Origin of the sequence: Streptomyces sp. NBC_00878 (genome assembly GCF_026341515.1) — a bacterium.
Lineage (GTDB): Bacteria > Actinomycetota > Actinomycetes > Streptomycetales > Streptomycetaceae > Streptomyces.
Window position 1 is genome coordinate 9,699,579 of record NZ_JAPEOK010000001.1, and the last position, 25,930, is coordinate 9,725,508.

A 25,930-nucleotide genomic window follows, 5' to 3' on the forward strand; every position below is an offset into this window, starting at 1 on the left:
CGACTCGCAGCGAGCGGCGGATCATCAGGGTCCGCGTCCTGCGCCGCCGGGGACCGGGCGTTTCGGGCCAGGAGAGTCGAAACAGGCGGCCATCAAGAAGCTCGGGAACATCCCCGACAGCGGCCGCAAGGCAAGAGGGCCAGACGGGAGGGAGCCAGCCGCGCCTGGGCGTAGTCGTGCCCCAGGCCGACCTCTCCCAGCACCGCGCTGTTCGGCACGACGCAGTCGGCGAACTCGACCTCGCTGTGGCCGCCGGGGTTGCTGTGGTCCAGGGTCGGCATCCGCCGGCCCACCGTCATCCCCGGGTTGTCCTGGTCCACCAGGAACAGGGTGACGCCGTGGTCGGTGTTCGCCACGCAGATGGTGAACGCGGCGCCCTCGGCTCCCGTGGTGAAGTGCTTCCTTCCGTTGATCACCCAGCCGTCGTCCGTCTCCTCGGCGACGGTCATCAGCATGCCCGGGTCGGAACCGGCGCCGGGGGCGGGCTCGGTCATGGCGATGGCCGAGCGCACGTCGCCCGCCGCCAGCGGAGCGAGGTAGCGGCGGGCCTGCTCCTCGTCGCACGCGTGTGCCGGCAGGTGGATGTTGCCGTCGTCGGGAGCCGAGCAGTTGAGGGCGAGCGGGCCGATCAGGCCGGTGCCCGCCGCCTCCATCACCGGCGCCGCGCCGCGCATGTCCAGGCCGAGGCCGCCGTGCTCGACGGCGGACATCGGTCCGAAGACGCCCGCCTCCTTGGCAGCCTTCTGCAGCTCCAGGCGCAGGGCGTCGTCCATCGGGCGGCCGTCCACCACCAGTTCCCGCTCGACGGGGAGGACATGGTCGTCGATGAAGGAGCGGGTACGTATCGCGAGTTCCTGCGGGCTGGGCACCTCGGAATTCCTCCTTGATGGGCGGCCGTCACGTGGCATGACGCGACCATTGCGCCAGAACGCCGCGGCCAAGGCGGGCGTCATTGCCAGAACCAATCGGCCGAGTGGAGTCCGGTCCGTGATCGTCCTTCCGCTCTTGTGCGGAGAGACTGCCGATGCGCCGACACGAGGAGGAAGGAAACCGTGGTGACTCTGGCGGACTGGATGGCCCTGGACGTTGCGGCCGTCCGTGACGAAGCGGCTCAAGTGCGCTCGTTCGAACTGGTCGATCCGGACGGCGCGGCGCTGCCGGAGTGGGCACCGGGCGCGCATATCGGCGTACTCGCCCCGGATACCGATCCGGAAATGGTCCGCCAGTATTCACTCTGCGGGGAGCCAGCCGATACCGGGCGCTACCGTATCGCGGTATTGCGCGAGGAGAACGGTCGCGGTGTCTCGCGTTCTCTGCACGAAAGCGTCGAGGTTACCTCCCGGCTCATGGTGCGTGGCCCGCGCAACAACTTTTCGCTCGTCGCCGCGCCGCGTTACCTCTTCATCGCGGGCGGAATCGGCATTACGCCCATCCTGCCGATGCTCCGCGCGGCACAGGAGCGGGGCACGGACTGGGCGCTGTACTACGGGGGCCGGTGGCGCGAGCGGATGGCGTTCCTCGCGGAACTCGGCGGCTACGGCGAACGCGTACGAGTCCGGCCCGAGGACGAACACGGGCTGCTGCCGCTGGCGGAGATCCTGGACGCCGCGGGGCCCCGGACCGCGATCTACGCCTGCGGCCCCGAGCCCCTGCTTGCCGCCGTCGAGCGGCGGTGGGGCGAGCGGAGCGTGGGGACCTTGCACATCGAACGGTTTCAGCCGCGCCCGCAGGAACCAGCCGCGGTGCAGGACGACGGGTTCGACGTCCGCGTCGCCAGCACGGGTACGACGGTCCGCGTCGGTCCCGGGCAGTCCATCATGGACGCCCTCGGCGCCGCGGGCGTCGAGGTTCCGGCGTCATGTCGCGAGGGACCCTGCGCCAGTTGTGAGACCACGGTGCTCGACGGAGAGGCGGAGCACCGTGACTCGGTGCTGTCCGACGAGGAGCGCGCCACCGGCGCCACGATCCGCGAGGCGGCGCAGCTCGTTCATGTCACCGAGTTCGACGGCGAGCACGATCAGCTCGTCGACCGAGCCGGGGGTGCCGTGCTCTGCAAGCCCTAAGCGCTACGGCGCGATGTTCGACGCACTCGACCCCCGTGGCCGCCCACCCATCAACTCGTCGGCCGACAAGCAGGGATGGATGGCGTTCCTGACGAAACTGGGGGAGGCCCGCAAGACGGGCACGGTCGGCGACGTCCTCGACCTCTGTCTTGAGCAGCAGCTCTTCGACGGCCTGGGGAAGGTGCGCGAGCGTCACCGCAAGGCCGTGTCACCATCCGACACCGACCCGCAGGCTGTGAGTGACGACAAGGCCGAAGCCCGGGCGGCGGCGCGGTCGAAGGAGTACCAACAACTGCGCCAGGTGCCGTACGCGGAGTTGCTGGCGTTGAACGAGCACCTCGGCGGCGGCACGCCCTTCGCCACACAACACGGAGTCAAGGGACTGGAGTTCAACCGGGTCCTCGCCGTGGTCAGCAAGGGACACTCCCGCTTCCAGATCCCCGAGATGCTGGCTAACTTCTCCCGGCGCGACGAACTGATGGACAAGGAACTGGAGGCGTTCATCAGGGCACGCAACCTCTTCTACGTGGCATGCTCACGGGCCAGAGAGCACCTGGCCATCCTCTTCACCACGAAACTTGAGCCCGCTGCACTGGACACCCTCCGGGAGTGGGTCGACGAGTCGCGGATCACGTCGCTGCGGTTCGACGGGGATACGGTGGTGGGTGGCGAATGAGGGACGAGGCAGGCCGGACGGATCCCCGGGCCAACCCCGACAAGGGATGCCCTGGGTTGCTGGTCGCCCGGATGCGATCGCCTCATGACGACCTCGGGCAGCTCCCGGCCGCCAAAGATCACGGAGGAGGTGGGCGAAGGTCGGAGCGCCCCGCAGTCGCTCAGCCGTGAGCCCGTGTACCTCGACCGGCCCCGGGTCGCATCCAGGGTTGAGCAGGGTCGAGAACTCTCCGGACTGTTCGCCTTCCGGGCTGATCGTCACCACCGCGACGGACAGCATTCGGTCCCGTCGGGGTACGAGTACTGAGGTTTCTACATCGATCAGCGCCCAGTCGCAGGCGTAGTCACTTGCGGTGGGTATATCCAAGCCAGCAGAGACGAGACTCATCGCGTGGGTTACCCAATCAACTCGGTGACTTACGTGGCGTCGTGTGCCCTACTGCAGCCCGACTGACGGTCAGGGACAGGACTCCTCGAACTTGACCGCCTTGAGAGTGACCGGCTGCCCGTTGAGCGATGTGCCCGCGGCCGGCTCCTGCGTGCACACCTTCCAATTCGATTCGACCAGTACCCAGCGGTCGTCCGGCAGGGCATCCTTCACCGTGAGGGAGACACCGGAGTCCAGGGCGGAGCGCGCGGCCTTGACCGACTTGCCGGCGAAGTTCGGCACCTTGCCGCCTTCAGCGGTCGGCGGCTTCTCGTTCTTCGCCGGGCAGTCCTCCTTGAGCTTCAACGCCCCGAAGTCGAGGCCGGTGTCGGTCGGCTTGAAGGCGCCAGCCTCCATGGTCTGACTGTGTACCTTCCAGTTCCGGTCGAACGCCTGCATACGTTCCCGGCCAAGTGCGTCGTGGGATGTGAGCCCATGGAGACCGGCTCCCTGCGCTTTGTCCCGGGCTGACTGCAGGCCCATGCCGACGAAGTCGGGGACGGTCGCCTTCTTGGGCGCGTCGGCAGTCGGCTTGTCGTCGCTGGCCGTCTTGGCGGCTTCGCCGAGTTGGTCCGCACCTGGTCCGGATCTTGGTCCGTGATCTGTGGTGTTGGCGTGCGAGTCCTGCGGTACGACATGGCACATGTCGTAGAAGCCGCCTTCGGGCGTTCACGTGGTCTACATCGCTGCTGTTCATGCAGGTGGGGCCTTTGTGGTCCAGGCGCATCGATGGTGTTGGTGACAGCAACGTGACACGTGATGGGTCACTGAGGCCCCTGCCGGGCAGATGATGGCGGGGGCTTCAGCCTTCCTGAGCAGCGAGCGTCCGCTCCTCGATCCTGCTGCGGCGTCTGCGAACGCCTCCTTGAGGGCCCACAACGGGCGCCGCCGCGCGGCCACCCACTCGACCCGAACGCCAGCTCGTTGGTGCCCTGTCCTACTGCCCTCGAGAGGCGCCGCACTGGTGGTGAAACAACCTGAACCACACCGACTTCTACAACACACGCCGGCTGCACAGCGTCTGCGGCTGGCAGAGCCCGATCGACTACGAACTCGACTACTGGGTCGGCTTCACCGAGGAGCTGGCCGCATAGGAAGGTCTCCACGAAACCGGGGGATTGACACGGCGGCCAAGACGACCAAGCGCAAGAGAGCCGCTGTCAACGAGGTCTTCGCTGATGCTGTGGAGCGAGGCTACTTCACCCACAACCCGCTCATCGGCCTACGGCGGACGGCCCCTGCGGTGGATGACGAAGTCGACCCTGACTGCGTGCCAAATCCCGTGCAGGTGAGGCGGTTGCTGGGAGCGGTACGGCAGCTTCCGGGGCGTGGCCCCCATCTCTACGCCTTCTTCGGCTGCATGTACTACGCCGGGATGCGCCCGGCAGAAGTCATCAACCTCAGGAAGTCCCAGTGCCGACTTCCCCGAACCGGCTGGGGGCTGCTCAACCTCAAAGGAGGCATCGTCACCGCAGGAAAGGAATGGTCGGACGACGGCGCTGTCCATGAAACGCACTCGCTGAAGCGTCGCTCCGCGAAGACCACTCGTCCTGTTCCCATCCCGCCGGTGCTCGTGCGGATGCTCATTGAGCATATCGCCCGATTCGGGGTAACCGCTGACGGCCGGATCTTCCAGAACGCCGCCGGTAACTACATCGACGCCGCTGCCTACGGCATCACCTGGGGGCGTGCGAGGGAGGCCGCTCTCGCCATGGACGAACACGTGTTGAACCTGGCGAAGCGCCCATATGGCCTGCGTCATGCCGGCATTTCCTTTTGGCTGGCCTCGGGCGTGGACCCGGCCGAGTGCGCGCGCAGGGCCGGGCAGAGCATCCAGGTGCTCTTCCGGTACTACGCGAAGTTCCTGGCTGGAACACGCGACCGTGCCAACCAACTGATCGAGGACTCCATGAACCGTTGGGAGGAGTCTCCAGCGTCGGATGAGGCCGAGTTATCAGTGAGTTGGCCCGGAAATACCCCGGACCAACTGGTCAGCGGCGGGATGGCTGTGGGGCAAAGTCGGAGTAAGGAAGCATTTCGCCTTGTTGCCTGAATGATGGCTCGGAAGGGTGCCTGACGGGAGTTTCCCCAGGTCAGGCACCCTTTCGTTTGCCTTTAGAAGAAGCCCAGCTTCTTCGCCGAGTACGACACCAGTAGATTCTTCGTCTGCTGGTAGTGCTCCAGCATCATCTTGTGGTTCTCACGGCCTATGCCGGACTGCTTGTAGCCGCCGAACGCCGCGTGCGCCGGGTACGTGTGATAGCAGTTGGTCCACACCCGGCCCGCCTGGATCGAACGGCCCGCGCGGTACGCCGTGTTGATGTCCCGCGTCCACACACCGGCCCCCAGCCCGTACAGCGTGTCGTTGGCGATCTTGATGGCGTCGTCGAAGTCCGCGAACGACGTGACCGACACGACCGGGCCGAAGATCTCCTCCTGGAAGATCCGCATCCGGTTGTCGCCCTGGAAGATCGTCGGCTGGACGTAGTAGCCGCCCGCCAGCTCACCGTCGTACTCGATACGGTGACCGCCCGTCAGGACCTTGGCCCCCTCCTGCTGGCCGATGTCCAGGTAGGAAAGGATCTTCTCCAGCTGGTCGTTGGAGGCCTGGGCACCGATCATCGTCTCGGTGTCGAGCGGATGGCCGGGCTTGATCTGCTCGGTACGGGCGACCGCCGCGTCGAGGAACTCGCTGTAGTGGCCCTGCTGGACGAGCGCCCGGGACGGGCAGGTGCACACCTCGCCCTGGTTCAGCGCGAACATCGTGAAGCCTTCGAGCGCCTTGTCCCGGAAGTCGTCGTCCCGCGCCCATACGTCGTCGAAGAAGATGTTCGGCGACTTGCCGCCGAGTTCGAGCGTGACCGGCTTGATGTTCTCGGAGGCGTACTGCATGATCAGCCGGCCCGTCGTGGTCTCACCGGTGAAGGCGACCTTCGCCACGCGCGGGCTGGACGCCAGGGGCTTGCCCGCCTCGACCCCGAAGCCGTTGACGATGTTCACGACGCCCGGTGGCAGCAGATCCGCGACCAGGCTCATCAAGTAGTGGATCGATGCCGGGGTCTGCTCGGCGGGCTTGATGACGACCGCGTTGCCCGCGGCGAGCGCCGGGGCCAGCTTCCACACCGCCATCAGGATCGGGAAGTTCCACGGGATGATCTGCGCCACGACGCCCAGCGGCTCGTGGAAGTGGTACGCCACGGTGTCGTCGTCGACCTCGCCGAGCGAGCCCTCCTGGGCGCGGATCGCCCCCGCGAAGTAGCGGAAGTGGTCGATGGCCAGGGGGATGTCGGCGGCCAGCGTCTCGCGGACCGGTTTGCCGTTCTCCCAGCTCTCCGCGACCGCGAGCTTCTCCAGGTTCGCCTCCATCCGGTCGGCGACCTTGAGGAGGACGTCGGCGCGCGCGGTCACCGACGTACGGCCCCACGCGGGTGCGGCTGCGTGCGCCGCGTCCAGCGCGCGCTCCACGTCCTCCGCCGTGCCCCGCGCGATCTCGGTGAACGGCTGCCCGTTCACCGGACTCGGGTTCTCGAAGTACTGCCCGCGGGCCGGCGGCACGTACTCGCCGCCGATGAAGTGGTCGTACCGCGCCTGGTAGGAGACGATCGCGCCCTCGGTGCCGGGCGCCGCGTAACGGGTCATGTGCTCTGCCTCCCGTGGAAGGACCGCCCGCCGTTGGACGGCTCTCGGCGCGAGGGTAGGTGCGGGGAGGTTGCAGGTACGTTGCGCCGAGGGCGGGCAGGGACGCGGCCCCGTGGGCTGACGACTTGCCGGCTGAGGACTTGTGGGGCGTCGGAGTGGGGGTATCTGCGCGGGGCGTAGGAATGGGCATGGGCGTAGGGAAGCGAGCTTGGGTGCGGCGGACCCTGTTGTTGCTGGTCGGTGTTGTTGCCGTTGGCGTGAGCGGGCCTCGTGGCCATCAACGAGAGGTGGACGGCCCTCAGCGCAGAACCCGTCCGGGAGTCGCGGACTGTTCGGCCTCCAACTCCTCCAGACGTGCCCGTACCGGCGGCGTCGGCCGTATCGCGGCGAGTGCCCGCCATGCTTCGAGGTCGTCCTCGCCCCACGGCGCCTGCGCCCAGTCCGCCAGCAGATCGGGGTCGCGGCCCGTGACGAGCGCCGCACGCAGTCCATCCGCGAGGCGACGACGCAGCCGCGCCACCGCCGGGGCCCGCGAACCCGGCAGCAAGGGTCCGGCGTACGCCGACACCGCCGCCGTGACCGCGCCGACGCCGAGCTTGCGCTCCACCACCTCGACGTCGGACTCGACCGGAACCGTGAGCCGATACGGCCGCGAACCAAGCGTCCCCGCCCCGAGGAGCCGGCGCAGGCGGGCCAGCTCCGCGCGCAACGTCACCGGCGTCACCGACTCGTCCTCGTACAGCGCGCACAGCAACTCGTCGCCGGTCAGGCCCTCGGGGTGCCGGGACAGCAGCACCAGGATCTCGCTGTGCCTGCGGCTCAGGCGCACCTTCCTGCCGCCTACGACGAGCAGTGCCTCGTCCCGGCCCAGCGCGGTCAGTTCGAGCACGTCGGTCATGGTCGGGGCCGGGGTGAGCAGCGCCAGTTGGGACTCCGCGGCGCGGGCCACGGCCTGCACGAAACCCAGGCTGTGCGGATGCGCCAGCCCGTCCCCGCCGGTGATGTCCACCGCGCCGAGCAGCCGTCCGGTACGCGGATCGTGTACCGGAGCCGCCGCGCACGTCCACCCTTGAACGCGCCGGATGAAGTGCTCCGCGGCGAACACCTGCACGGGCCGGTCGAGCGCGACCGCCGTACCCGGAGCGTTCGTCCCCACCGCCGACTCCGCCCACCTCGCACCCGGCACGAAGTTCATCCCGTCCGCCTTCTGCCGTGTCCCGGGATGGCCCTCGACCCACAGGAGCCTGCCCTGCGCGTCGCACACCGCGAGGAGATGTTCGCCGTCCGCCGCGAACGTCCCCATGAGCTCACGGAACAGCGGCATCACCCGCGCCAACTCGTGCTCCGCCCGGTACGACCCGAGATCTCCGTCGGTGAGCTCCACACACGCGGACCCGTCCGGCCCGACCCCGGCCCGTGCCGAACGCCGCCACGAGTCGGCCACCACGGACCGCACCCGCCGCGGCACCGTGCCCGCCTCCGCGAACGTCTCGTGCGCGCGGCGCAGCACACGGAGTCGCTCGACGGGATCGGCACCCGGTTCGAGGGCAACCCATGGATCGGTCAATTCGGCCTCCCCGGAAGGCTGTGCGGCTGGGGACATCGTCACTCCGGTGGCGGATGCGGACAAGTGCCGCGGCTGCTCCCGATCCAGCCCACCACAACCCGAGGTGGGTTTCTGGAACTCTCCTCCCTCGATTCTCTTGCACCCCTCTCTTCTCTCTTCTTTCAACTCTTCTTCCAACGGAACGCTGGTCAGGCGAAGTTGACCAGTCTCATGTAACGCGTCCAATCCCAGTGCGGGCCCGGGTCGGTGTGGTCGCTGCCTGGTACCTCGTAGTGCGCGAGGACGTGCGAGCGGTCCTTGGGGATCCCGTACTTGGTGCAGATCGCCGCGGTGAGCTTCGCTGATTCCTCGTACATCGCGTTGGTGAAGTACGCGGGCTTGTCCACCCAGCCCTCGTGCTCGATGCCGATGCTGCGGGTGTTGTAGTCCCAGTTGCCCGCGTGCCATCCGATGTCGCGCTCGCGCACCATCTGCGCGATGTGACCGTCGCCCGACCGGACGACGTAGTGCGCGGACACCTGCTTGTTGGGGTTCTGGAAGATGGCCAGAGTGTCCGAGTAGGTCGCCTGCGTCACGTGGATGATCACGAAGTCGACCGGATGGCTCGTCGGGCGGTTGGCCACCGTGTAGTTGGACGTGCTCGCCGGTGACCACTCGGAAGGCGGGTAGTCGATCCCCTGGGGCTTCGCGCCTGCCCGGGTGATGGGGAGTAACGCCGTGGAGAGCGTTGCGAGGGCCGCACTCTGCAGCAGGCGCCGCCGGCTGGGAAGGGACATGGGCAGGAACTTGGCTCGGTCCATAAGAGAGCCTCTCGGTGGGAGCGGGGATGGGGACGGGAGTGGTGCGGGTGTCTGTCCTGGGAGCCCGTGCGGGATTGCGGGGGCGGTGGCAGGGTTGGCGGTGGCGGTAGGGCGATTCAACGTCCCAGCGCGGCGGCCGTTTCGCGTAGCTGGGCGTGGAGTCCCCGGTGGGTCTCCCGCTTGGGCAGCCATTCCTTTCGGAGCTTGGCCACGCACGTGTAGTTCGTGTCGCAGACATTGGCGAGCGGCGATTCGACGGTCTGGGTCGCGAACTGGTACGCGTCCAACTCACTGAACCCGTAGTCGCGCACCAGCCACTGCACCAGGTCGAGCTGCGATATGCGGAACGCGTCCTCCAAGGGGCGCGCCGAACCGGTCGAGATGATGTGGGTGTCGGACTCGATGCGGGGCCACGGAGTGGCGACCCCCTTGAGCAACTCGACGATCACCACGGTGTTCATCGCACACTCGACGGCGACCCCGCATGTCTCGCCTTCACCCTGCCGCGCGTGCCCGTCCCCGAGGCTCAGCAGCGCCCCTTCGACGTTCACTCCGAGGTAGCAGGTGACGCCCGCTCGCATCTCGGGTGTGTCCATGTTCCCGCCGTGGGCGTCCGGTACCAGGGCGGAGCGCACCTCCAGGTTGGCGGGCGCCACACCGACGGTGCCGTGCATCGGGTCCATGGGCAGCTCGATCTGGATGTCGCTGTCGCGTGCGCTGAACAGTGCGGTGCGGCGCGCTCGGTCGAGCTGCCAGATCCACACGGCCTCCGGCAGCGGAGGTTGCAGCGTGGCCGTGGTGTGTGTGGACGTGAGGGCCCCGAACAGCGGGACCGTTGTCGACGCTGCCCAGTCCCGCGCCGGTTCGATCGACACGAAGTGCACGGCGACCGTGTCGCCCGGCTCCGCGCCCTCCACATGGAACGGCCCCGTCTGCGGATTGAGGAACGGGAACTCGCACACCTCGGACACCAGGTCCTTCTCCGACCGGACCCGCCCGGCGAAGCAGTCCTCCGTATAGAGGTCGAGAACCGTGCCGGGCGCGATACGCGCCACGGGCGGCGCTCCGCCGAACGTCCACGCGTACTCGCCGGGTTCGGGACGTACGGTCAGGATCCGCAGGTCGCTCATGGTGCACAGCTCCGTTCTGCCGAAGAGCGGGGGACGAGGTCGCAGCAGCACCACGAGGACCACCACTGCGGCCATCATCCAGGCAGCGACTACCGAGTCCCCGTACGACACCGGCGCCGCCTGCCCAGACCCGCCTCCGTCCGTCCGACGGCGGCGTCTCGCGTGAATCACGGTACGGCTCTCGTCGGTTGGGGAGGAAGAACGCTCTCAGGACCGTGGACAACGCCGTGACTGTGGACAACTCCGTCACCCGCACGGGGTATTGAGGCACGGGGCGCCAGCGAGGAGAGCCTGCGACAGGCCCGCTCGTCAGCCAATGCCAATGCCAATGCCAATGCCGAGGGCTGAGAGCCGAGGTGAAGTCAAAGCCGAAACCAAAGCCGAAGCCGAGGGCCAAGGTGAATCCGAAGCCGAAGGGAAGATCAAGCCGAGCACCTCCCGACCCGGTCGCCCACAACGCCCGCAGCCCTACGCCCCGCCACCCACCGCGGTCACCGCACCCACCGCACCCGGATCGTCCATCACGGCCCGCACGACCGAGTGCGCGGCACCCAACAGCGGGCCCTCGGAACCGAGCCGGGAGACGGACACCGCGCAGGCGGGCCCCGTTGCTCTGCGGGCCAACTCCCGCTCCAGCGACGGCAACAGCCAGGGCGCGAGCCCGGACAGCGCCCCGCCCAGTACGACGGCCTCGGGGTCCAGCAGGTTGACGGCGCCGGTCAGCGCGATGCCCAGAGCGGTCCCGGCGTCACGCAGGGCGCGCCGTACGTCCTCGTCGCCCTGCCCCGCCCGCTCGGCCAGCAGGCCGACGCCGTCCTCGCCCGGTTCCAGGCCGACGGCGCGCAGTACGGCCTCCTCGCCCGCGTACTGCTCCAGACAGCCGCGCCCGCCGCACGCACACGCGGGCCCCTCGGGACGCACCGGAGCATGCCCCAACTCGCCCGCGAAGCCATGCGTCCCCCGCAACAGCCGCCCGTCCACGACCACCGCCCCGCCGATGCCGATCTCGGCGGAGACGTGCACGAAGTCGCGCGGCGCGGCCTCGTTGAGCCAGAGCTCGGCCAGTCCGCCGAAGTTCGCCTCGTTGTCGACGGTCAGTGGGAGCTCGTCCGGCAGCAGTGCGCCGAGGTCCGTGTCGTGCCAGCCGAGGTTGGGGGCGCGAACCACAGTCCGGGTGTCGCGCGCCACCAGGCCGGGCACGGCGACGGCGAGTCCCGCGGGCCGCAGGCCCTCCTGGGCCGCCTCGGCGACGACCTGCTGTATCAACTCGGTCAGTTCCCGCAGCACCGGTTCGGGCGACCGGCCACGATTGGTGCCGTGCCGAACTGCCCGCGCCCGTACCTCGCCGCGCAGATCGACCGCGCACACCGCGAGATGGTCGACGCCCACCTCCGCACCGATCCCCGCCGGACCGCGCCCGCTGAGGGCGAGCGCCGAGCCGGGCCGCCCCACCCGCCCCGGCCGCTCGGGACCCAGTTCTTCGAGGAGTCCCGAGCGGATCAACTCGTCCACGAGGGTGGAGACCGCCGCGCGCGTGAGCCCGATCTGCGAGGCGACGGCAGCACGGGACAGCGGCCCTTCGGCGTTCACGGCGTGCAGCACCCGCGAGAGGTTGCGGCGCCGCATGCCCTGTTGTGTGTCGGGCAGCCGACGGCCGGGACTACTGGGATGGGCCTCGTGCAGCGGTACGGTCATGCCTCCGTCAGTCCCATCCGGCCGGTCGCCCCGGGGCTGCTTCTGCCCGTGCGAGCCGACGCCTCCATGCGTGTGCTGTTGCCTCCAGAACCCGTCGCCTCCGGAAGGGCGCTGTCGGTGTTGATCGGCACCCGCCTCTTCAGGCGTGGCCGTCAGTCCTGATTCGCCTCCCGCTCCAGTAGCGGGGCCGCGTCGGAGAGTACCCCGGCGATCCGCGCCAGCGCCGCCTCGTCGCGCTCCACGGCGTCCAGTACCGGCCCGCGGGCCGTGTCCCAGCGCCGGGCCACCGCCGCCGCGTCCTCGCCGGTCAGCACGCCCGCGGCCTGTGCGGCGGCACCGAGCGCCACCAGTTCCTTGGCCTCGGGGACCTGAACGGGCCGCCCCGACAACCGTCGTACGGTCTGCTGCCAGGCCGTTCCCCGTGCTCCTCCGCCGATGAGCAGCAGTGGCGCCGAACGGTCCGCGTCCTCGTCGAGCACCAGGTCCAGAGCGCCGAGCAGCGAGTGGACCGCCCCGTCGTACGCGGCCTGGAGCAGCTGTCCGCGAGTCGTGTCGTGCCGCAGCCCGTGCAGCAGGCCCGAGGCGTGCGGGAGGTCAGGAGTGCGCTCGCCGTCCAGGTAGGGAAGCAGGGTCACGCTCGTGCCCGGCTCGACGGCCTCGCGGTCGATGCCCAGCAGGGCGGCGACGCGGTCCACCGCGAGCGTGCAGTTGAGGGTGCAGGCCAGCGGCAGCCAGTCGCCGCACGCGTCCGCGAAACCCGCCACGGTGCCGGTCGGGTCCGCGGGGCGGTGCGCGGAGACCGCGTACACGGTGCCGGACGTGCCGAGGCTGAGCACCGGGGTACCTGGGCGCAGCCCGAGTCCGAGTGCCGCGGCGGCGTTGTCTCCGGTGCCCGGGGCGACCAGTGTGCCCTTGGAGAAGGGCAGGTCACCGCTGTCGCGCACGGTTCCGACGACCTCGCCGGGACGGACCACCCGGGGCAGCATGGCGGGGTCGAGCCCCACATGGCCGAGGACCTCCTCGTCGTACGCCTCCGTGCCGGACGCCCACCAGCCCGTTCCGGAGACGTCGCCGCGGTCTGTCGTGCCCAGCCCCGTGAGGCGCTCGGTGAGGTAGTCGTGGGGGAGTCGCACGGCGGCGGTCGCGCGGACGGCGTCGGGCTCGTGCTCCGCGAGCCATGCCCACTTGGTGACCGTGAAGGACGGGCCCGGCACACTGCCGGTGCGCTCGGCCCAGGCTTTCGGGCCGCCGAGCTCCTCCACGAGCCGGCGGGCCTGTGGCGCCGAGCGTACGTCGTTCCACAGGAGGGCCGGGCGTACCGGGTCGCCGTGGGCGTCGAGCGTGACGAGCCCGTGCTGCTGGCCGCCCACGGACACCGCGGCGGCCTCGCGTGCCGCGTCCCCGCACTGGTGCAGTGCCTCGCACAGTGCGTCCCACCACTGCCGCGGATCGCTCTCGCGGCCAGCTCCGGAGGAGACGGTGTGCGGCGCCTGGCCGCTCGCCACGACTTCGCCGGTGGCCGCGTCCACGACCAGGGCCTTGGTGGACTGGGTGGACGTGTCCACGCCGACGACGAGCGGACCCTCGGCTGCTGACATCGAGCTCTCCCTCTTCCGCGGCTCCGCGGGATCTGACCTGGTGTTTTAGGGGTGTATCCGGGCCCACGCGGCACGGATTCCACTCCTCGCCCCTGTTCGAGGACATCATGTCTCTTCCCAGAGATGCCTACGCATACTAATTTGTTAAGCGCCATGACGAAATAGTCGGAGCAAGTAAGGAGCCGCGGCATGAACTACCAGCCCACCCCCGAGGACAGGTTCACCTTCGGCCTGTGGACCGTCGGCTGGCAGGGAAGGGACCCGTTCGGCGACGCCACCCGGGCCGCCCTGGACCCGGTCGAGTCCGTGCAGCGCCTGGCGGAACTCGGCGCCTACGGAGTGACCTTCCACGACGACGACCTGATCCCCTTCGGGTCCTCGGACACCGAGCGCGAGTCGCATATCAAGCGCTTCCGGCAGGCCCTCGACACCACCGGCATGACCGTGCCGATGGCCACCACGAACCTCTTCACGCACCCCGTCTTCAAGGACGGCGCGTTCACCGCCAACGACCGGGACGTACGCCGCTACGCCCTGCGCAAGACGATCCGCAACATCGACCTGGCGGTGGAACTGGGCGCGCAGATCTACGTCGCCTGGGGCGGCCGCGAGGGCGCCGAGTCCGGCGCCGCCAAGGACGTGCGGGTCGCGCTCGACCGCATGAAGGAGGCCTTCGACCTTCTTGGCGAGTACGTGACCTCCCAGGGCTACGACCTGCGCTTCGCGATCGAGCCGAAGCCGAACGAGCCCCGCGGCGACATCCTCCTGCCGACGGTCGGTCACGCCCTGGCGTTCATCGAGCGCCTGGAGCGGCCGGAGATGTACGGCGTCAACCCGGAGGTGGGCCACGAGCAGATGGCGGGGCTGAACTTCCCGCACGGCATCGCCCAGGCCCTGTGGGCGGGCAAGCTCTTCCACATCGACCTCAACGGTCAGTCCGGCATCAAGTACGACCAGGACCTGCGCTTCGGAGCGGGCGATCTGCGGTCCGCGTTCTGGCTCGTCGACCTCCTGGAGTCGGCCGGTTACGCGGGCCCGAAGCACTTCGACTTCAAGCCGCCGCGGACCGAGGACTTCGACGGCGTGTGGGCGTCTGCCGCCGGCTGTATGCGCAACTACCTGATCCTGCGCGAGCGGACGGCCGCCTTCCGGGCCGACCCCGAGGTCCAGGAGGCCCTGCGCGCCTCGCGTCTGGACGAACTCGCGCAGCCCACTGCCGCTGACGGCCTCCAGGCGCTGCTCGCCGACCGTGGGGCCTTCGAGGACTTCGACGCCGAGACGGCCGCCGCGCGCGGGATGGCGTTCGAGCACCTGGACCAGCTGGCCATGGATCATCTGCTGGGCGCCCGGGGCTGATTCCCCTCGGGTTTCCGTTCGATCGGAGTTCGATCGGAGTTCGGTCGGGACTTGGCCGGGACCTGGCCGGAACTCGGTCGGAGGCGGTCGGGGGCTCCTGCGCGGAATCCTCCGGAATCATGCGATCCACGCCATGAGTCCGTATCAAGTTCCGCGCAGGGGTCGCATCGTGACCGGTTTGAGGCGACTCTTGACCGTATGGCCACGCCGCCCTTACCGCCCCAGCCTCCTCGTCCGCCGGACAACACGCCGCCTTCGGGCAACGGTGGGTTCGGCCCGCTGCCCGAAGGCTTCGGACCCCCTCCAGAGGGTTACGGCCCCCCTCCTGGAGGCAGCGGTCCGCTGTGGCAGGGCGGCGGAAGCTGGCAGCCGCCACCGCCACCGCCGTCGCCGACTCCCGGACCACCGGGTGGACCTGGGCGGCGCCGCTTCGTGCTCTTCCTCGTGGTGGCCGTGATCGTGGTGGTCGGCGCCGTCTCCGCGGTCGCCCTGGTGACCACCAGCGGCGACGGTTCGTCCGACAAGAAGTCGCCCTCGGAGAGCAACTCCACCAGCGGGCTGCCGTCGCCTTCGCTGAGCATCCCGTCGGAACTGCCCAGCGAGCTGCCTTCTCTGCCCACCGACGTGCCGTCCGACCTGCCCAGCAGTCTCCCGACCGACCTGGAGTCGCTGCTCCCCTCCCTCGCGAGCGACGAAGTGCCCTACTACATGTTGCGGACCGGAGACTGCTTCAACATCGACGACACCAAGCCCGGCCAGGCCGCGAAGCGTTCGTGCAGCGCGGCCCATGACGCCGAGGTCGTCACGGTCGCCGAGTTGGAAGGCACGTACACGACCGACGCCGCCCTCAAGAAGGCGGCGTCGGCCCTCTGCGCGAAACCCTTGGACACCAAGGCGGCCAAGCAGCCCGCCGGCACGGTACGCGGCACCGTGGTGCAGTATCCCGACCCCACGGGATTCAAGCTCGGCATAGACAACGTCGCCTGCAGCCTGGCCGCCGACGTCGGTGTCGGGAACCGCAAACTCACCAAACCGCTGAAGTGAGCCACGCGCGCGTGGAGGTACGAAAACGCTGAGCGGAGACGGACGTTCAGATCCCGCGCGGCAGCCGTACGTACGTCACGGTGGTCTCGATCCCGCTGTCCACCAGTCGTCCCTGGGCGTCGAACGCCTCCGGCCCGTCCGTCATCCCGAAGTCGTTGTCGTTGATGAGCGCGAGCGTGTCGTGATCCACGCGCGCGACGCCTTCGATCTTCCCGGGCACCCCCTTCACCGCGCCGAGGTCGACGACAAGACGCTTGCGCAGCACCGGAACACCGGAGGCCGCCGGGTCGTCGAGCTGCTCCAGGGAGGGGGACGTCCTGTCGTCGTCCCACTTGTCCCCGAGGATGTCCGCACCACGGCTCAGCTTCACGATCTGCAACCGGGCGGCCTTGTCGGTGCGTTCCTCGACGAGCAGCCGGCCGCGGCCGACGGCGACCACGGAGGAGATCTTCAGCTCGGAAGGGTCGTCCTCGCTCGGGTCGACGACGTTCACCGGGTCGAACCGGTACGCGTATTCGGCGGTGACAGTCCGCTTCTTCGGCGAGAAGCGCAGCAGACGCGCCGTCAGCGACGCCTCGCCCGCGTCGGTGTCCGGCAGGGACAGCGGGCTCTGTACGGCTATCACCAGGTCCCCTCCCGGAAGTTGGGCGAGGCCTTCGAAGCCCCGGTTGATCTTCCGGTGCAGCAGGACGGCGGGCAGCGCCTCGACCACCGGGTAGCCCGCACCGGTCAGGGTCAGCCCCTTGGGCACGTACCGCGTGAGTACCTTCCCGCGCGCGGAGACATGGATCAGCGAGGGTCCGTACTCGTCGACGAGCCAGAAGCTGCCGTCCGCCGCCCGCACGATCCCCTCCGTGTCCAGACCGTTCGGGTTGTACGAGAGTGGTGCCTTCGCGTCGTACGAGTACGGCGCCTCGTCGCGCCTCTTCTGGTTGGACAGGCCCGTGACGGGCTTCCCGGAGGAGGTGGTGATCGGGATCGCGTCCAGCACCTGCACGGAGCCACCGGACACCCGGATCTTCACTATCGCCGGGTCGAAGCCGGGCACGGGGAAGGTGCGGCGCTTCTCGCCTGGCACCTTGATCTGGCCGTTCGGGCCGCGGTCGGTGACCGTCCAGAACTCGCCCTTGCGGCCCGCGGGGTAGATGTCGCTGCCGATGCCGCCGAGATCCACGCCCCGGTCGTCGCCCACCGTGCCCGGCAGCAGCCCGTTGCTGAACGTGCCGAGCGGAATGTCGCCGAGCGTCGCGGAGCCCGTGACACGCGCGTCCCCGGAGGGCGCGCCCACCGCCGTGCCCGCCACCGCGAGAGCGGCCAGCAGGGCGAGCGGCACGCCCGCGGCGACGGAACGGTGGACGCGGCGCCGGCCTGCGGCGTACGGGGACATGGGGCCTCCAGAGGCACGAGTTCGGTGACAGCGGCCAGAGTTAGCCCCCACCCCGAACGTCGTACGGCCGGTGAGTGAACACCGGGCGTCCACCACTCATCCGGTGGACGGTGCGGGTGCCGCTCCGGTGCCCTGGCGCTCCAAGAGCCGTGCCTGCTGTGCCTGCCTTGTGCGCCCTGCGCCCCCCTGAGCCCCCTGCGTGCCCGTCGGGCAGGCGTCACTCCTGCCCTTCCGCCAGAGCGAGCGCGGTCGCCGGATCCTGGGACGCGGGACCTGTGGGAGCCCAGCGCCCCCGTTCCTTGCGATAGGGCCACCAGCGGCCGTCGGCCCCCAGCCGCAACTGGGTCCGACCGCCGACGACAGTCCAGTGGTTGCCGGACGCGTGCAGGGAAGGCCGCAGGTCCTCCTCCCAGCCCGACTCCAGAGCGGCACGCGCGCGTGCGAGTGTCTCCGCCTCCACCGGCCGGTCAGCTTCCGGTTCCAGCATGTCGAGCGCGGGCACACCCCCGAGTTCCCAGGCGCGGACGGCCAGCGCCAGCCCTTCGTGGTCCCGGCCCGACCCCTCGGCGAGCCGGACGGCCACCGAAGCCTCGGGAGCACCCGAGGCCAGCCGCACGGCATCCTGCGCGAGCGTCAACTCGGCCCCTATGGAGCGCTGTTCGTGTCCCGGCCTGAGAGCCTTGGCGAGCAGGCGGTGCGCCTCGTGGGCGGCCTGCGTCGCCAGGAACTCCAGCGCGGCCGGATCGACCCCGGCCGCCGGATCGGTCTCCGTGTCCAGGGAAGGCGGCAGACCCGGCTCCGCGGGCACGGGAGGCGCGTCGGGCAGTGGAGGCAGGATCTCCCCGTCCGCGTACGCCTCGGTGGCGTCCACGCCCTCGTACGCCCGCTCCTGTCCGGGAGCCTCGGTCTCGGCCCGGGGGACGCTGCGCACCTGCAGCTCGTCCAGGAGCTCGCGCTCACCGCGACCGCGCATGAGGAGCAGCACGAACGGGTCCTGGTCCAGCAGCCGCGCCACCTGGTAGCACAGGGCCGCGGTGTGACCGCAGTGGTCCCACGCGCCGCAGTCGCACTCAGCCTCCAGATCGCCCAGACCCGGAAGGAGTTCGACACCGGTGGCCGCCGCGTCCTCGACGAGATGCGGCGGCATCTCGCGGTCCAGCAGCGCCGCGATGTGCCCGGCCCGTTCGACGGCCACGCCCAGGAAGTGGTCCCACTGTTCCTCGGACAGCTCCTGCAACAGGACGTCGGCGCGGTGCGCGGTACGGTCGCGGTCCTGGACCACCGCGGTGATGCGCCCCGGGCGGACCGACACGGCTCCCACGGCTCCCGCACGGGCGAGCCTGCGGCCCGTCTTCACCTGCCCCGAGTCCAGTGCCGTGTCCTCCAAGGCCTTGAGCCAGGCCTGTCCCCACCAGGTCTGCGCGAAGCCCCGCCCGCTCGCGGGCGGCAGGGCGGCGAAGGTGCGCTCCGGTGTGTTCTCGTACGGGTCACTCATCGGGTGCCTCCTCGCAGTTCCACCAGGTCGGCCAGTTCGGTGTCGGTCAGCTCGGTGAGGGCCGACTCCCCGGCGCCGAGCACCGAGTCCGCCAGTTCCCGCTTGCGCAGCAGCATGTCCGCGATGCGGTCCTCGATCGTCCCCTCGGCGATCAGCCGGTGCACCTGCACCGGCCTGGTCTGGCCGATGCGGTACGCCCGGTCGGTGGCCTGGGCTTCGACGGCAGGGTTCCACCAGCGGTCGTAGTGCACGACATGTTCCGCCTGTGTCAGGTTCAGGCCCGTGCCCGCGGCTTTCAACGACAGCAGGAAGACGGGCACTTCGCCGTCCTGGAAGCGCTGCACCATGGCCTCGCGCTCGGGCACGGACGTACCCCCGTGCAGGAACTGCGAGGTGACACCGCGCGCACTCAGGTGCCGTTCGATGAGGCGCGCCATCCGCACGTACTGCGTGAAGACCAGAACGCATGCTCCCTCGGAGAGGATGGTGTCGAGCAACTCGTCCAGCAGTTCCAGCTTTCCGGAGCGCCCCGGGATCTTCGGCCTGTCCTCCTTGAGGAATTGCGCCGGGTGGTTGCAGATCTGCTTCAGCCCGGTGAGCAGCTTCACGATCAGGCCGCGCCGCGCCATGTTGTCGGCGCCCGAGATCTCGGCGAGGGTCTCGCGGACCACCGCCTCGTACAGACCCGCCTGCTCCTTGGTGAGCGACACGGCTCGGTCGGTCTCGGTCTTGGGCGGCAGTTCTGGTGCGATGCCCGGGTCGGACTTGCGGCGGCGCAGGAGGAACGGCCGCACGAGCTGGGCGAGCCGGTCCGCCGCTCCTGGATCCTGCCCGCCCTCGACAGCCTTGGCGTACTGGTTGCGGAAGGTACCGAGACGGCCCAGCAGGCCCGGTGTCGTCCAGTCGAGAATCGCCCACAGCTCGGAGAGGTTGTTCTCCACCGGAGTTCCGGTGAGCGCCACACGCGCGCGTGCATCGATCGTCCGTAGCTGCCGGGCCGTGTCCGAGTACGGGTTCTTCACATGCTGTGCCTCATCGGCGACGACCATGCCCCAGGACGCCTCGGCCAGGCGTGGCGCGTCGAGCCGCATCGTGCCGTAGGTGGTGAGCACGAACTCGCCGGCGACCAGCCCCTCCAGGCTCCGTCGCGCTCCGTGGAAGCGGCGGACGGGAGTGCCCGGGGCGAACCGCTCGATCTCGCGCTGCCAGTTGCCCATCAGGGACGTCGGACAGACGACGAGCGTGGGTCCCGCGCCGAACTCGTCGGTCTGTCGGTGCAGATGGAGCGCGATCAGCGTGATCGTCTTGCCCAGGCCCATGTCGTCCGCGAGACAACCGCCAAGCCCCAACGAGGTCATACGAGCCAGCCAGTTGAGCCCGCGCAGCTGGTAGTCGCGCAGGGTCGCGGTCAGTGCGGCGGGCTGCCCGACGGGTTCCTGCCCCTCCGGGTCCGACAGGCGGTCCCGCAGCGTCGCCAGCCACCCCGTGGGCTGTACGTCGACTCTCCGGCCGTCGACCTCCGCGGAACCCGTCAGGACGGCGCTCAGCGCGTCGATGGGTCTCACCTTGCGGTCCTGCTGGGCGCGGGCGCGACGGACCTCCTGGGGGTCGACGAGCACCCACTGGTCACGCAGCCGCACCATGGGGCGGTTCGCCTCCGCGAGCTGGTCCAGCTCCTGGCGTGTCAGTCGCTGGTCACCCAGGGCGAACCACCAGTCGAAGGACAGCAGCGCGTCGGCCGAGAGGAACGACGGCGTGTCCGACGACAGCCCGTCGGCGCCCTGCATGTCGTCCGGCGGACCGATGACCGCGCGGGCCGTCAGTTTGTGTGCCAGCTCCTTGGGCCAGTGCACCTCCACACCGGCGGCCGCGAGCGCTCGGGCACCCTCTCCCAGGAGCTCCGTGACTTCCTCGTCGGCGAGTTCGATGGAGTCCGGCACGGTCGCCGACAGCAGGGGAGTGAGCGGCGCCCAGGCCCGTGCGGCGCGACGCAGCGCGAGCAGGGCGTCCATCCGCGCGCGCGGACCGAAGACCGTGCTCGATCCGCCCCAGACCTCGCTCGCGTCCGCCAGCAGAGCCGGATCGCTGACGCTGTGCAACTGCGTCACCGCACGGAACGGCAACCGGGTCTCGTCCGACGCAGCGGACGCGAGGCCCGGCACCTCGACGCGCAGCGAGATCCGTACGCCGGCGTCGTGTCCCGCGGCGACATCGGCGGCCCAAGGACGCTGCTCGGGCACGTGCTGCGGCTCGCGAGCGGCGAAGGCGGGGCCGCCCGCAGCGAGCGTCGCGGCGGGGGAGCGGGGCAGTGTGTCGGCAACCGCGTCGAGGAAGGCACGCAGCAGCCACTCGGGATCGGGGAGCCGTAGCGGCGCTTCGTCGACCGGCACCGCGTGCGCGTACGGCGGCATCGCGGCGGCCAGTTCGCGGATCCGGCCCAGGTCCACCGCTCCCAGGGGACCGGCACGCCACGCGTCGTGGTCACCGGAGCTCAGACCGGGCAGCAGCAGCCCCCGCGCGGCGAGTTGAAGCGCGAGCACGGCCGCGGCGCCCCAGAAGGCGGTCGCCCTGTGGGCGTGTGGCACGGCACGCGCGCGCGTGAGCACCGGCAGAGCTGCCCGCACCGGCAGCACGACGGTCGGCACGGTCACCAGCTCGACACCGGCCTCGCCAGGCAGGGCGACCGTCAGCTCCTCGACAGAGCCGGAGCCGACCGCGGGAGGCTCGTCTCCCTCGGGCGTCCAGAAGGCGACGGTGCCGGTACGGGCCGGATCGGCAGGCATGAACACGGCACAGCAGTGGGCCAGTTCGGAGATCTCGGAGGGAGTTGCCGCAGGAATCCTCTGCACAGCGATAACGCATTCCTCAAATTTGACTACCTGGGGTCGAGGTCGCCGAGGATACAGCACGCCGGGGTCCAGGCGAGTGTGGCGATCGCGTTGCGCGGATCACTTTCCTCCAGGGTGCTGTCTGTTCTACCCGGCGGCCGAGGTTCCTCTTGCCGGACACGGATGGTGGCGCCATGGTCGCTCAAAGTCCGCGGGGCGCGGGACGCCCGGATCGCGAGCGACCGCTCGGCGAGCCGTCTCATCGGTGGACCACAAAGGCGCGCCCGCTGTCCAGAATTGGGTATCCCTTACGTGGAGACGGGACTCGTGGAGTCCTACCGTCAGGCCCTGCGGCACATGTACAAGGCCGGGAGCACCTCAGGGTCGTGTAGGGGACGCGACTCAGGGTCGTATCAGGGTCGCGGCTGGAACCGCCGGGAGCGCGGGCCCGTTCTCAAGACAGAGAGCGGCAGTGGCCGCGAAGGAGGCTACGCACATGTCGAAGAACGCGAAGATCGCCGCAGGGGGTGTGGCGGTCGGACTTCTCCTGCTCATCTGGCTGCCCTGGTGGGCAGCCCTCCTGATCGTCCTGGGGGTTCCGGCGGCAGCGTATCTGACGCTGGACCCCGCGCAGCGGCGCAGGCTGCGCCGCGTCACACGCAAGGAGCTGGGCCGCTGAGGCGGCACCGATCCGGTCGGTTCCCTTCCTGAGCGTTCCTTCCCGAGCGCAGGAACTGACCACGTCGCCGCTCGCGGGCCTGCCGACGGCATGGCCCGCGTTCGGCTGTGAGCCCCACGCCATCCACACCGTGACCGCGTCGAACACCGCCCGGCAGTACGACAGGACCGGCAGTACGGCAGGAGTAGTTCGAGCAGGAGCAGTGCGGTCAGGATCGGCCACAGCCGCCTTGAACGCGCTGCCGGGCTCAGCTGGGGCGTACGGCCATCTTGTCCAGCGCGTCCAGCAGGCCTGGCAGTTCGGGCCCGCGGCCGACCGGAAGAACCTCTCCGGGCTTCTCGTCGAGGAGTACGAAGGCGATGTCGTCGGTCCTCGCCACCATCGACCAACCCGGCCCGTCGGCCCGAAGCGTCCGCGCGTCACCCGTGGCGAAGGACGACCGCACACGACCGAGGGGCGGCGCGGTATCCACATACGAACGAGCCTCCGCGAGGACACGCTGGACGCCACTGAGAGGCTTGCTTCCGCTGTCACCGGCCCCTCCACCCTTGGCGGACTCGTCGCCCGGAGCCTCCGCCGCCGCAGGCGCTTCGCCGTTCTGACCGGCGAACTCCTTGTCGTCGATCTGCTCCCGCCATGCCGCCCACTGGAGTGCGATCTCGTCGGCGCCGAGGCGGCGCTGAGCAGGGCCCCATGTGGATGTGTCCGGCGGGGACAGCGGCGCCTGTTCCGCGATGTCGGGCGCGGGATCGTGCGGGGCGGGCACACCAGGCGCCGCCACTACCAGGGACAGCGGCCACCCTGGCAGCGCCGCGATCATCGATCGCTCGTCCGGCGACAGGTCGTACTCCATGCCGCAGTCCCAGGACGCGATGGCGACAGCGACCAGCGAGACGTCGTCGACGACTGCTGTCCACCGCGCCCCGTCCCCGTCCTGGCCGAGCACCAGGCCGTACCCGTCGGCGAGGGGCGCGAGACCGAGCGCCGCGCATGCCTCCGGGTAGTCGTCACCCAGCACGCTGGGGAACTGCGCGGGCGTCAAGAGCACCGCCGTCAGCACATACAGTGCGTCGTCGTCCCCGGCGGCGACGGCCGCATCGTCCGTCTCGGCCATCCCAGCCTCCCCATCGCTACGTCCGTCGGCGCACCCTAATGCGCCTCCGCGGCGATTGTCACGGTCCTTGAATGCGTACGGACCTGCGGTTTTCCGCCTGGAACGGGGTGAAACGATCGCTTGCTGCCGTGCCTGCACCGCTTCGGCGCCTACGTGGCTCGGCCGTCGGTGTCGACCTGGTACTCGCCGGTGTCGGGCACGCCGAGGAGTGTCCGTGCCACGGTAGCGGGCGATTCGTCGCGTTCTCGTGCGAGCGCGATGACGGCCCGGCAGGCTAACTCGTTGACACCGAAGGACAGTGCCTCGGGCGACACCCAGGTCGAGGCCTCGTCCATCCCGTCCTGGTCGTCCTCGGCACACGCCGACACATAGGCCGCGGCGGCCTCGAACAGATTGTGCGTGCGTTTTTCCGGACGGCGCTTCGCCGGAGTGGGATGTTCCGGGGACTCGGTCGGGCGCGGGCGTGAAAGGAACTTCCAGAATCTGGCCAGGATGCCGGACATGCGGGCCACCTTCCCCCTGTGCGGTTGCCGTCGCTCATCGTTCATCTGCTGCTACTCAAAGTAGAGTTGAAGCCTCGGCATCAGAAGAGGGGCGGGGTCGTGGAGCGGTCACCGTCCACCCGGGTCGAGTGAGTCGATCATGGATCGGAGCCATGCCGGTTCGGCCCGGCTCGTGGCGCGCGCGATGGTGTGGATTCCGCGCCGGAACGGATCGTCCAACTCCTCGGCCCGCAGTGGCCGATCGCCTTCGTAGGAGAAGCTCGCCGGTTCCTCAAGAAAGGCGAGCCGTCGCCGCGGAACGGCTGCCTGGGCCGCCGCGTCGTCGAGATGCCGGAGGGGGGCGAGCACCGTGAGCCAGCGGTTCTCATCGGTGATATCGCGCTGCACGGGCTCCGTGAGCCTGCGGCGCAGTTCGCGTCTGCCGTCCTCGGTGAGTGTCAGGACGTGGCGAGGAGTGGCCACTGCACCCGGCTGGTCGCTCGCGCCAGCAGAGCGGCCCTCTCCAGTCTCTTGAAGGCCCGAGCGCTTCCGCTACTCCCTTGACGACCATGTGAACGCGCTGGCGGCGCTCGACGAGGCCGGAGCCACCGACGCGGAACTGATCGCGCACAGCATGGGCGGCCCCGTCGCCATCGTGCTCGCCCACCGGCGGCCCGACCTCGTCTCACGGCTGGTCCTCACCGAGGCCAACCTCGATCCGCACCCTCCCGTCCACGCGGGCAGCAGCGGAATCGCCTCCTACGAAGAGGACGCCTACGTAAACGGCGGCCACGCACGCGTGCTGGAGCGCATCGGCCCCCAGTGGGCGGCAACCATGCGGCTCGCCGATCCGCGTGCCCTCCACCGCAGCGCGACCGGACTCGTCCGAGGATCCAACCCCACGATGCGCCGCATGCGCGAAGGCTTGGCGATCAACCGGGTCTTTCTACAGGGTGCCCTCAGCGGTGAACCCGTGGGCAGGGACGCTCTGGAGGACGCCGGGGTGCGGGTGGTGAGGTCCCCGGCGCGGGGCACAACATCATGTCCGACAACCCGGACGCCTCCGCCGCGGAGGTCTCTGGAACGTCCTGAGGCGGCTGAAACGCTCTGAGGTTGATGGGGTAATCGGGCGATGGCTCGGTGAACGCCTCACGTCGCGGCAACGTCCTGATGCGCGGCCTCAGGGGAGGCGTACGGCCAGCGCCAGGAACCGGGAGTCCTCGTCCACGTACGACGTCAGACGCCAGCCGGAACCGGACAGGAGCGGGCGGAGGTTGGCCTCCGCACGCAGGTCCTCCGGTGTGAGTTGCCGACCCTGGCGCGCCGCGAGGGCCGCCCGGCCGATCGGGTGGAACAGCGCCAGCGTTCCGTCCCGCCTCACGACCCGTGCCAACTCCCGCAGATTCTCGGAGGGGTTCGGGAGGTGGGCCACGAGGCCGGCCGCGAAGACGGCGTCGAGCGACTCCGAGCGCAGCGGCAGGCCCGCCACATCGGCGAGCAGCAACTGTCCCGCCCGGTCACGACCCGCACGTACCGCGGCCTTCAGCATGGCCGGGGTGAGGTCCGCGCCGAGGACCACTCCGGAGGGCCCCACGGCGTCCCTGAGGGGCGGCAGCGCCCGCCCTGTGCCGCAGCCCGCGTCGAGCACCCGGTCGCCCTCGCGCAGCCCGAGTTCGGCTACGGCCGCCGCGTACACCGGACCGTCGTCGGGGAACCGGGTGTCCCAGTCGGCCGCGCGGGCCCCGAAGAAATCCTGGACACGCGTGTGGTCGTCGCTCATGCACCGCATGATGTCGCACCCACGGGCGAGCGACGCGATCGAACGCCGACACGCACACCACGATGCGGTGCACATGTTCGAGCATGACGCGATCGTTCCAGTGCACGACCGTGCCATATTCCACCACCTTTCGAAACGCGCCCCCTTCGTGCGCTCCGAGCGGGACTAGCG

General features: G+C 69.8%; 20 protein-coding genes and 2 pseudogenes. 6 read left to right on the forward strand and 16 right to left on the reverse strand.

What is annotated here, in order from left to right:
* Positions 1–92 precede the first annotated feature (92 nt).
* Positions 93–869, reverse strand: a complete 777-nt coding sequence (locus OHA11_RS42195) for an acyl-CoA dehydrogenase family protein (protein WP_266505954.1) — start codon at positions 867–869, stop codon at positions 93–95.
* A 183-nt stretch (positions 870–1,052) separates the two neighbouring features.
* On the opposite strand from OHA11_RS42195, the gene OHA11_RS42200 reads away from it, so the two are divergent.
* Positions 1,053–2,063: a PDR/VanB family oxidoreductase gene (locus OHA11_RS42200; protein WP_266505957.1), complete on the forward strand. Its 1,011-nt coding sequence runs from the start codon at positions 1,053–1,055 to the stop codon at positions 2,061–2,063.
* A 535-nt stretch (positions 2,064–2,598) separates the two neighbouring features.
* On the opposite strand, the gene OHA11_RS42205 is transcribed toward OHA11_RS42200, so the two are convergent.
* Together OHA11_RS42205 and OHA11_RS42210 are read right to left on the reverse strand one after the other, a co-directional pair.
* Positions 2,599–3,126 (reverse strand): exonuclease domain-containing protein, encoded by a 528-nt coding sequence (locus OHA11_RS42205; protein ID WP_266505960.1) that lies wholly within the window; start codon positions 3,124–3,126, stop codon positions 2,599–2,601.
* Positions 3,127–3,195: 69 nt separating this feature from the next.
* A pseudogene (locus OHA11_RS42210) lies at positions 3,196–3,678 on the reverse strand (PASTA domain-containing protein); the annotation flags it as partial.
* A gap of 730 nt (positions 3,679–4,408) precedes the next feature.
* Between OHA11_RS42210 and OHA11_RS42215 the strand changes: the two are divergent.
* Positions 4,409–5,218 carry an integrase gene (locus OHA11_RS42215; RefSeq protein ID WP_266505969.1) on the forward strand — a complete coding sequence of 270 codons (810 nt, stop codon included), beginning with the start codon at positions 4,409–4,411 and terminating at the stop codon, positions 5,216–5,218.
* A 62-nt stretch (positions 5,219–5,280) separates the two neighbouring features.
* Here the strand turns inward: OHA11_RS42215 and OHA11_RS42220 are convergent, their stop codons facing one another.
* The 6 genes from OHA11_RS42220 to xylB all read right to left on the reverse strand — a co-directional run bounded on the left by OHA11_RS42220 (position 5,281) and on the right by xylB (position 13,594).
* The gene (locus tag OHA11_RS42220; protein WP_266505972.1) at positions 5,281–6,804 is read right to left on the reverse strand and encodes an aldehyde dehydrogenase family protein; all 1,524 of its coding nucleotides are present in this window, start codon (positions 6,802–6,804) and stop codon (positions 5,281–5,283) included.
* Positions 6,805–7,102: 298 nt separating this feature from the next.
* On the reverse strand, positions 7,103–8,407 hold the full coding sequence (locus tag OHA11_RS42225; protein WP_266505975.1) for a GAF domain-containing protein: 1,305 nt from the start codon (positions 8,405–8,407) through the stop codon (positions 7,103–7,105).
* A 152-nt stretch (positions 8,408–8,559) separates the two neighbouring features.
* Positions 8,560–9,171 carry an N-acetylmuramoyl-L-alanine amidase gene (locus OHA11_RS42230; protein WP_266505978.1) on the reverse strand — a complete coding sequence of 204 codons (612 nt, stop codon included), beginning with the start codon at positions 9,169–9,171 and terminating at the stop codon, positions 8,560–8,562.
* A 116-nt stretch (positions 9,172–9,287) separates the two neighbouring features.
* Positions 9,288–10,301, reverse strand: coding sequence for an acetamidase/formamidase family protein (locus OHA11_RS42235; protein ID WP_266507813.1), 1,014 nt, complete (start codon positions 10,299–10,301; stop codon positions 9,288–9,290).
* A 468-nt stretch (positions 10,302–10,769) separates the two neighbouring features.
* Positions 10,770–11,996 (reverse strand): ROK family transcriptional regulator, encoded by a 1,227-nt coding sequence (locus tag OHA11_RS42240; protein ID WP_266505987.1) that lies wholly within the window; start codon positions 11,994–11,996, stop codon positions 10,770–10,772.
* A gap of 152 nt (positions 11,997–12,148) precedes the next feature.
* Positions 12,149–13,594: a xylulokinase gene (xylB, locus tag OHA11_RS42245; RefSeq protein WP_266505990.1), complete on the reverse strand. Its 1,446-nt coding sequence runs from the start codon at positions 13,592–13,594 to the stop codon at positions 12,149–12,151.
* A gap of 189 nt (positions 13,595–13,783) precedes the next feature.
* Between xylB and xylA the strand changes: the two genes are divergently transcribed.
* On the forward strand, positions 13,784–14,950 hold the full coding sequence (gene xylA / locus OHA11_RS42250; protein ID WP_266505993.1) for a xylose isomerase: 1,167 nt from the start codon (positions 13,784–13,786) through the stop codon (positions 14,948–14,950).
* Between the two features lie 432 nt (positions 14,951–15,382).
* Positions 15,383–15,994, forward strand: coding sequence for a hypothetical protein (locus OHA11_RS42255; RefSeq protein WP_266505996.1), 612 nt, complete (start codon positions 15,383–15,385; stop codon positions 15,992–15,994).
* Positions 15,995–16,040: 46 nt separating this feature from the next.
* Here the strand turns inward: OHA11_RS42255 and OHA11_RS42260 are convergent, their stop codons facing one another.
* The 3 genes from OHA11_RS42260 to OHA11_RS42270 all read right to left on the reverse strand — a co-directional run bounded on the left by OHA11_RS42260 (position 16,041) and on the right by OHA11_RS42270 (position 21,725).
* Positions 16,041–17,381 (reverse strand): esterase-like activity of phytase family protein, encoded by a 1,341-nt coding sequence (locus OHA11_RS42260; protein ID WP_266505999.1) that lies wholly within the window; start codon positions 17,379–17,381, stop codon positions 16,041–16,043.
* A 217-nt stretch (positions 17,382–17,598) separates the two neighbouring features.
* Positions 17,599–18,876, reverse strand: coding sequence for an SWF or SNF family helicase (locus OHA11_RS42265; protein ID WP_266506002.1), 1,278 nt, complete (start codon positions 18,874–18,876; stop codon positions 17,599–17,601).
* Entirely contained in the window at positions 18,873–21,725 is a 2,853-nt protein-coding gene (locus OHA11_RS42270) for a DEAD/DEAH box helicase (protein WP_266506005.1), read from the reverse strand. The genes OHA11_RS42265 and OHA11_RS42270 overlap by 4 nt, the downstream gene beginning before the upstream one ends.
* 475 nt (positions 21,726–22,200) lie before the next feature.
* Between OHA11_RS42270 and OHA11_RS42275 the strand changes: the two genes are divergently transcribed.
* Positions 22,201–22,383: a hypothetical protein gene (locus OHA11_RS42275; protein WP_266506007.1), complete on the forward strand. Its 183-nt coding sequence runs from the start codon at positions 22,201–22,203 to the stop codon at positions 22,381–22,383.
* Positions 22,384–22,630: 247 nt separating this feature from the next.
* On the opposite strand, the gene OHA11_RS42280 is transcribed toward OHA11_RS42275, so the two are convergent.
* From OHA11_RS42280 to OHA11_RS42290, 3 genes and pseudogenes are all read right to left on the reverse strand, one after another.
* On the reverse strand, positions 22,631–23,497 hold the full coding sequence (locus OHA11_RS42280) for a hypothetical protein (RefSeq protein ID WP_266506010.1): 867 nt from the start codon (positions 23,495–23,497) through the stop codon (positions 22,631–22,633).
* A 149-nt stretch (positions 23,498–23,646) separates the two neighbouring features.
* A complete protein-coding gene (locus tag OHA11_RS42285; protein WP_266506013.1) occupies positions 23,647–24,000 on the reverse strand; it encodes a hypothetical protein in 354 nt (117 codons plus the stop codon).
* Between the two features lie 108 nt (positions 24,001–24,108).
* Positions 24,109–24,518: pseudogene (locus OHA11_RS42290) on the reverse strand (PadR family transcriptional regulator); the annotation flags it as partial.
* Between the two features lie 32 nt (positions 24,519–24,550).
* Between OHA11_RS42290 and OHA11_RS42295 the strand changes: the two are divergent.
* On the forward strand, positions 24,551–25,090 hold the full coding sequence (locus tag OHA11_RS42295) for an alpha/beta fold hydrolase (protein WP_323186735.1): 540 nt from the start codon (positions 24,551–24,553) through the stop codon (positions 25,088–25,090).
* 69 nt (positions 25,091–25,159) lie between these two features.
* Here OHA11_RS42295 and OHA11_RS42300 read toward each other — a convergent pair whose 3' ends face one another.
* Positions 25,160–25,768 (reverse strand): class I SAM-dependent methyltransferase, encoded by a 609-nt coding sequence (locus tag OHA11_RS42300; protein ID WP_266506018.1) that lies wholly within the window; start codon positions 25,766–25,768, stop codon positions 25,160–25,162.
* Positions 25,769–25,930 lie beyond the last annotated feature (162 nt).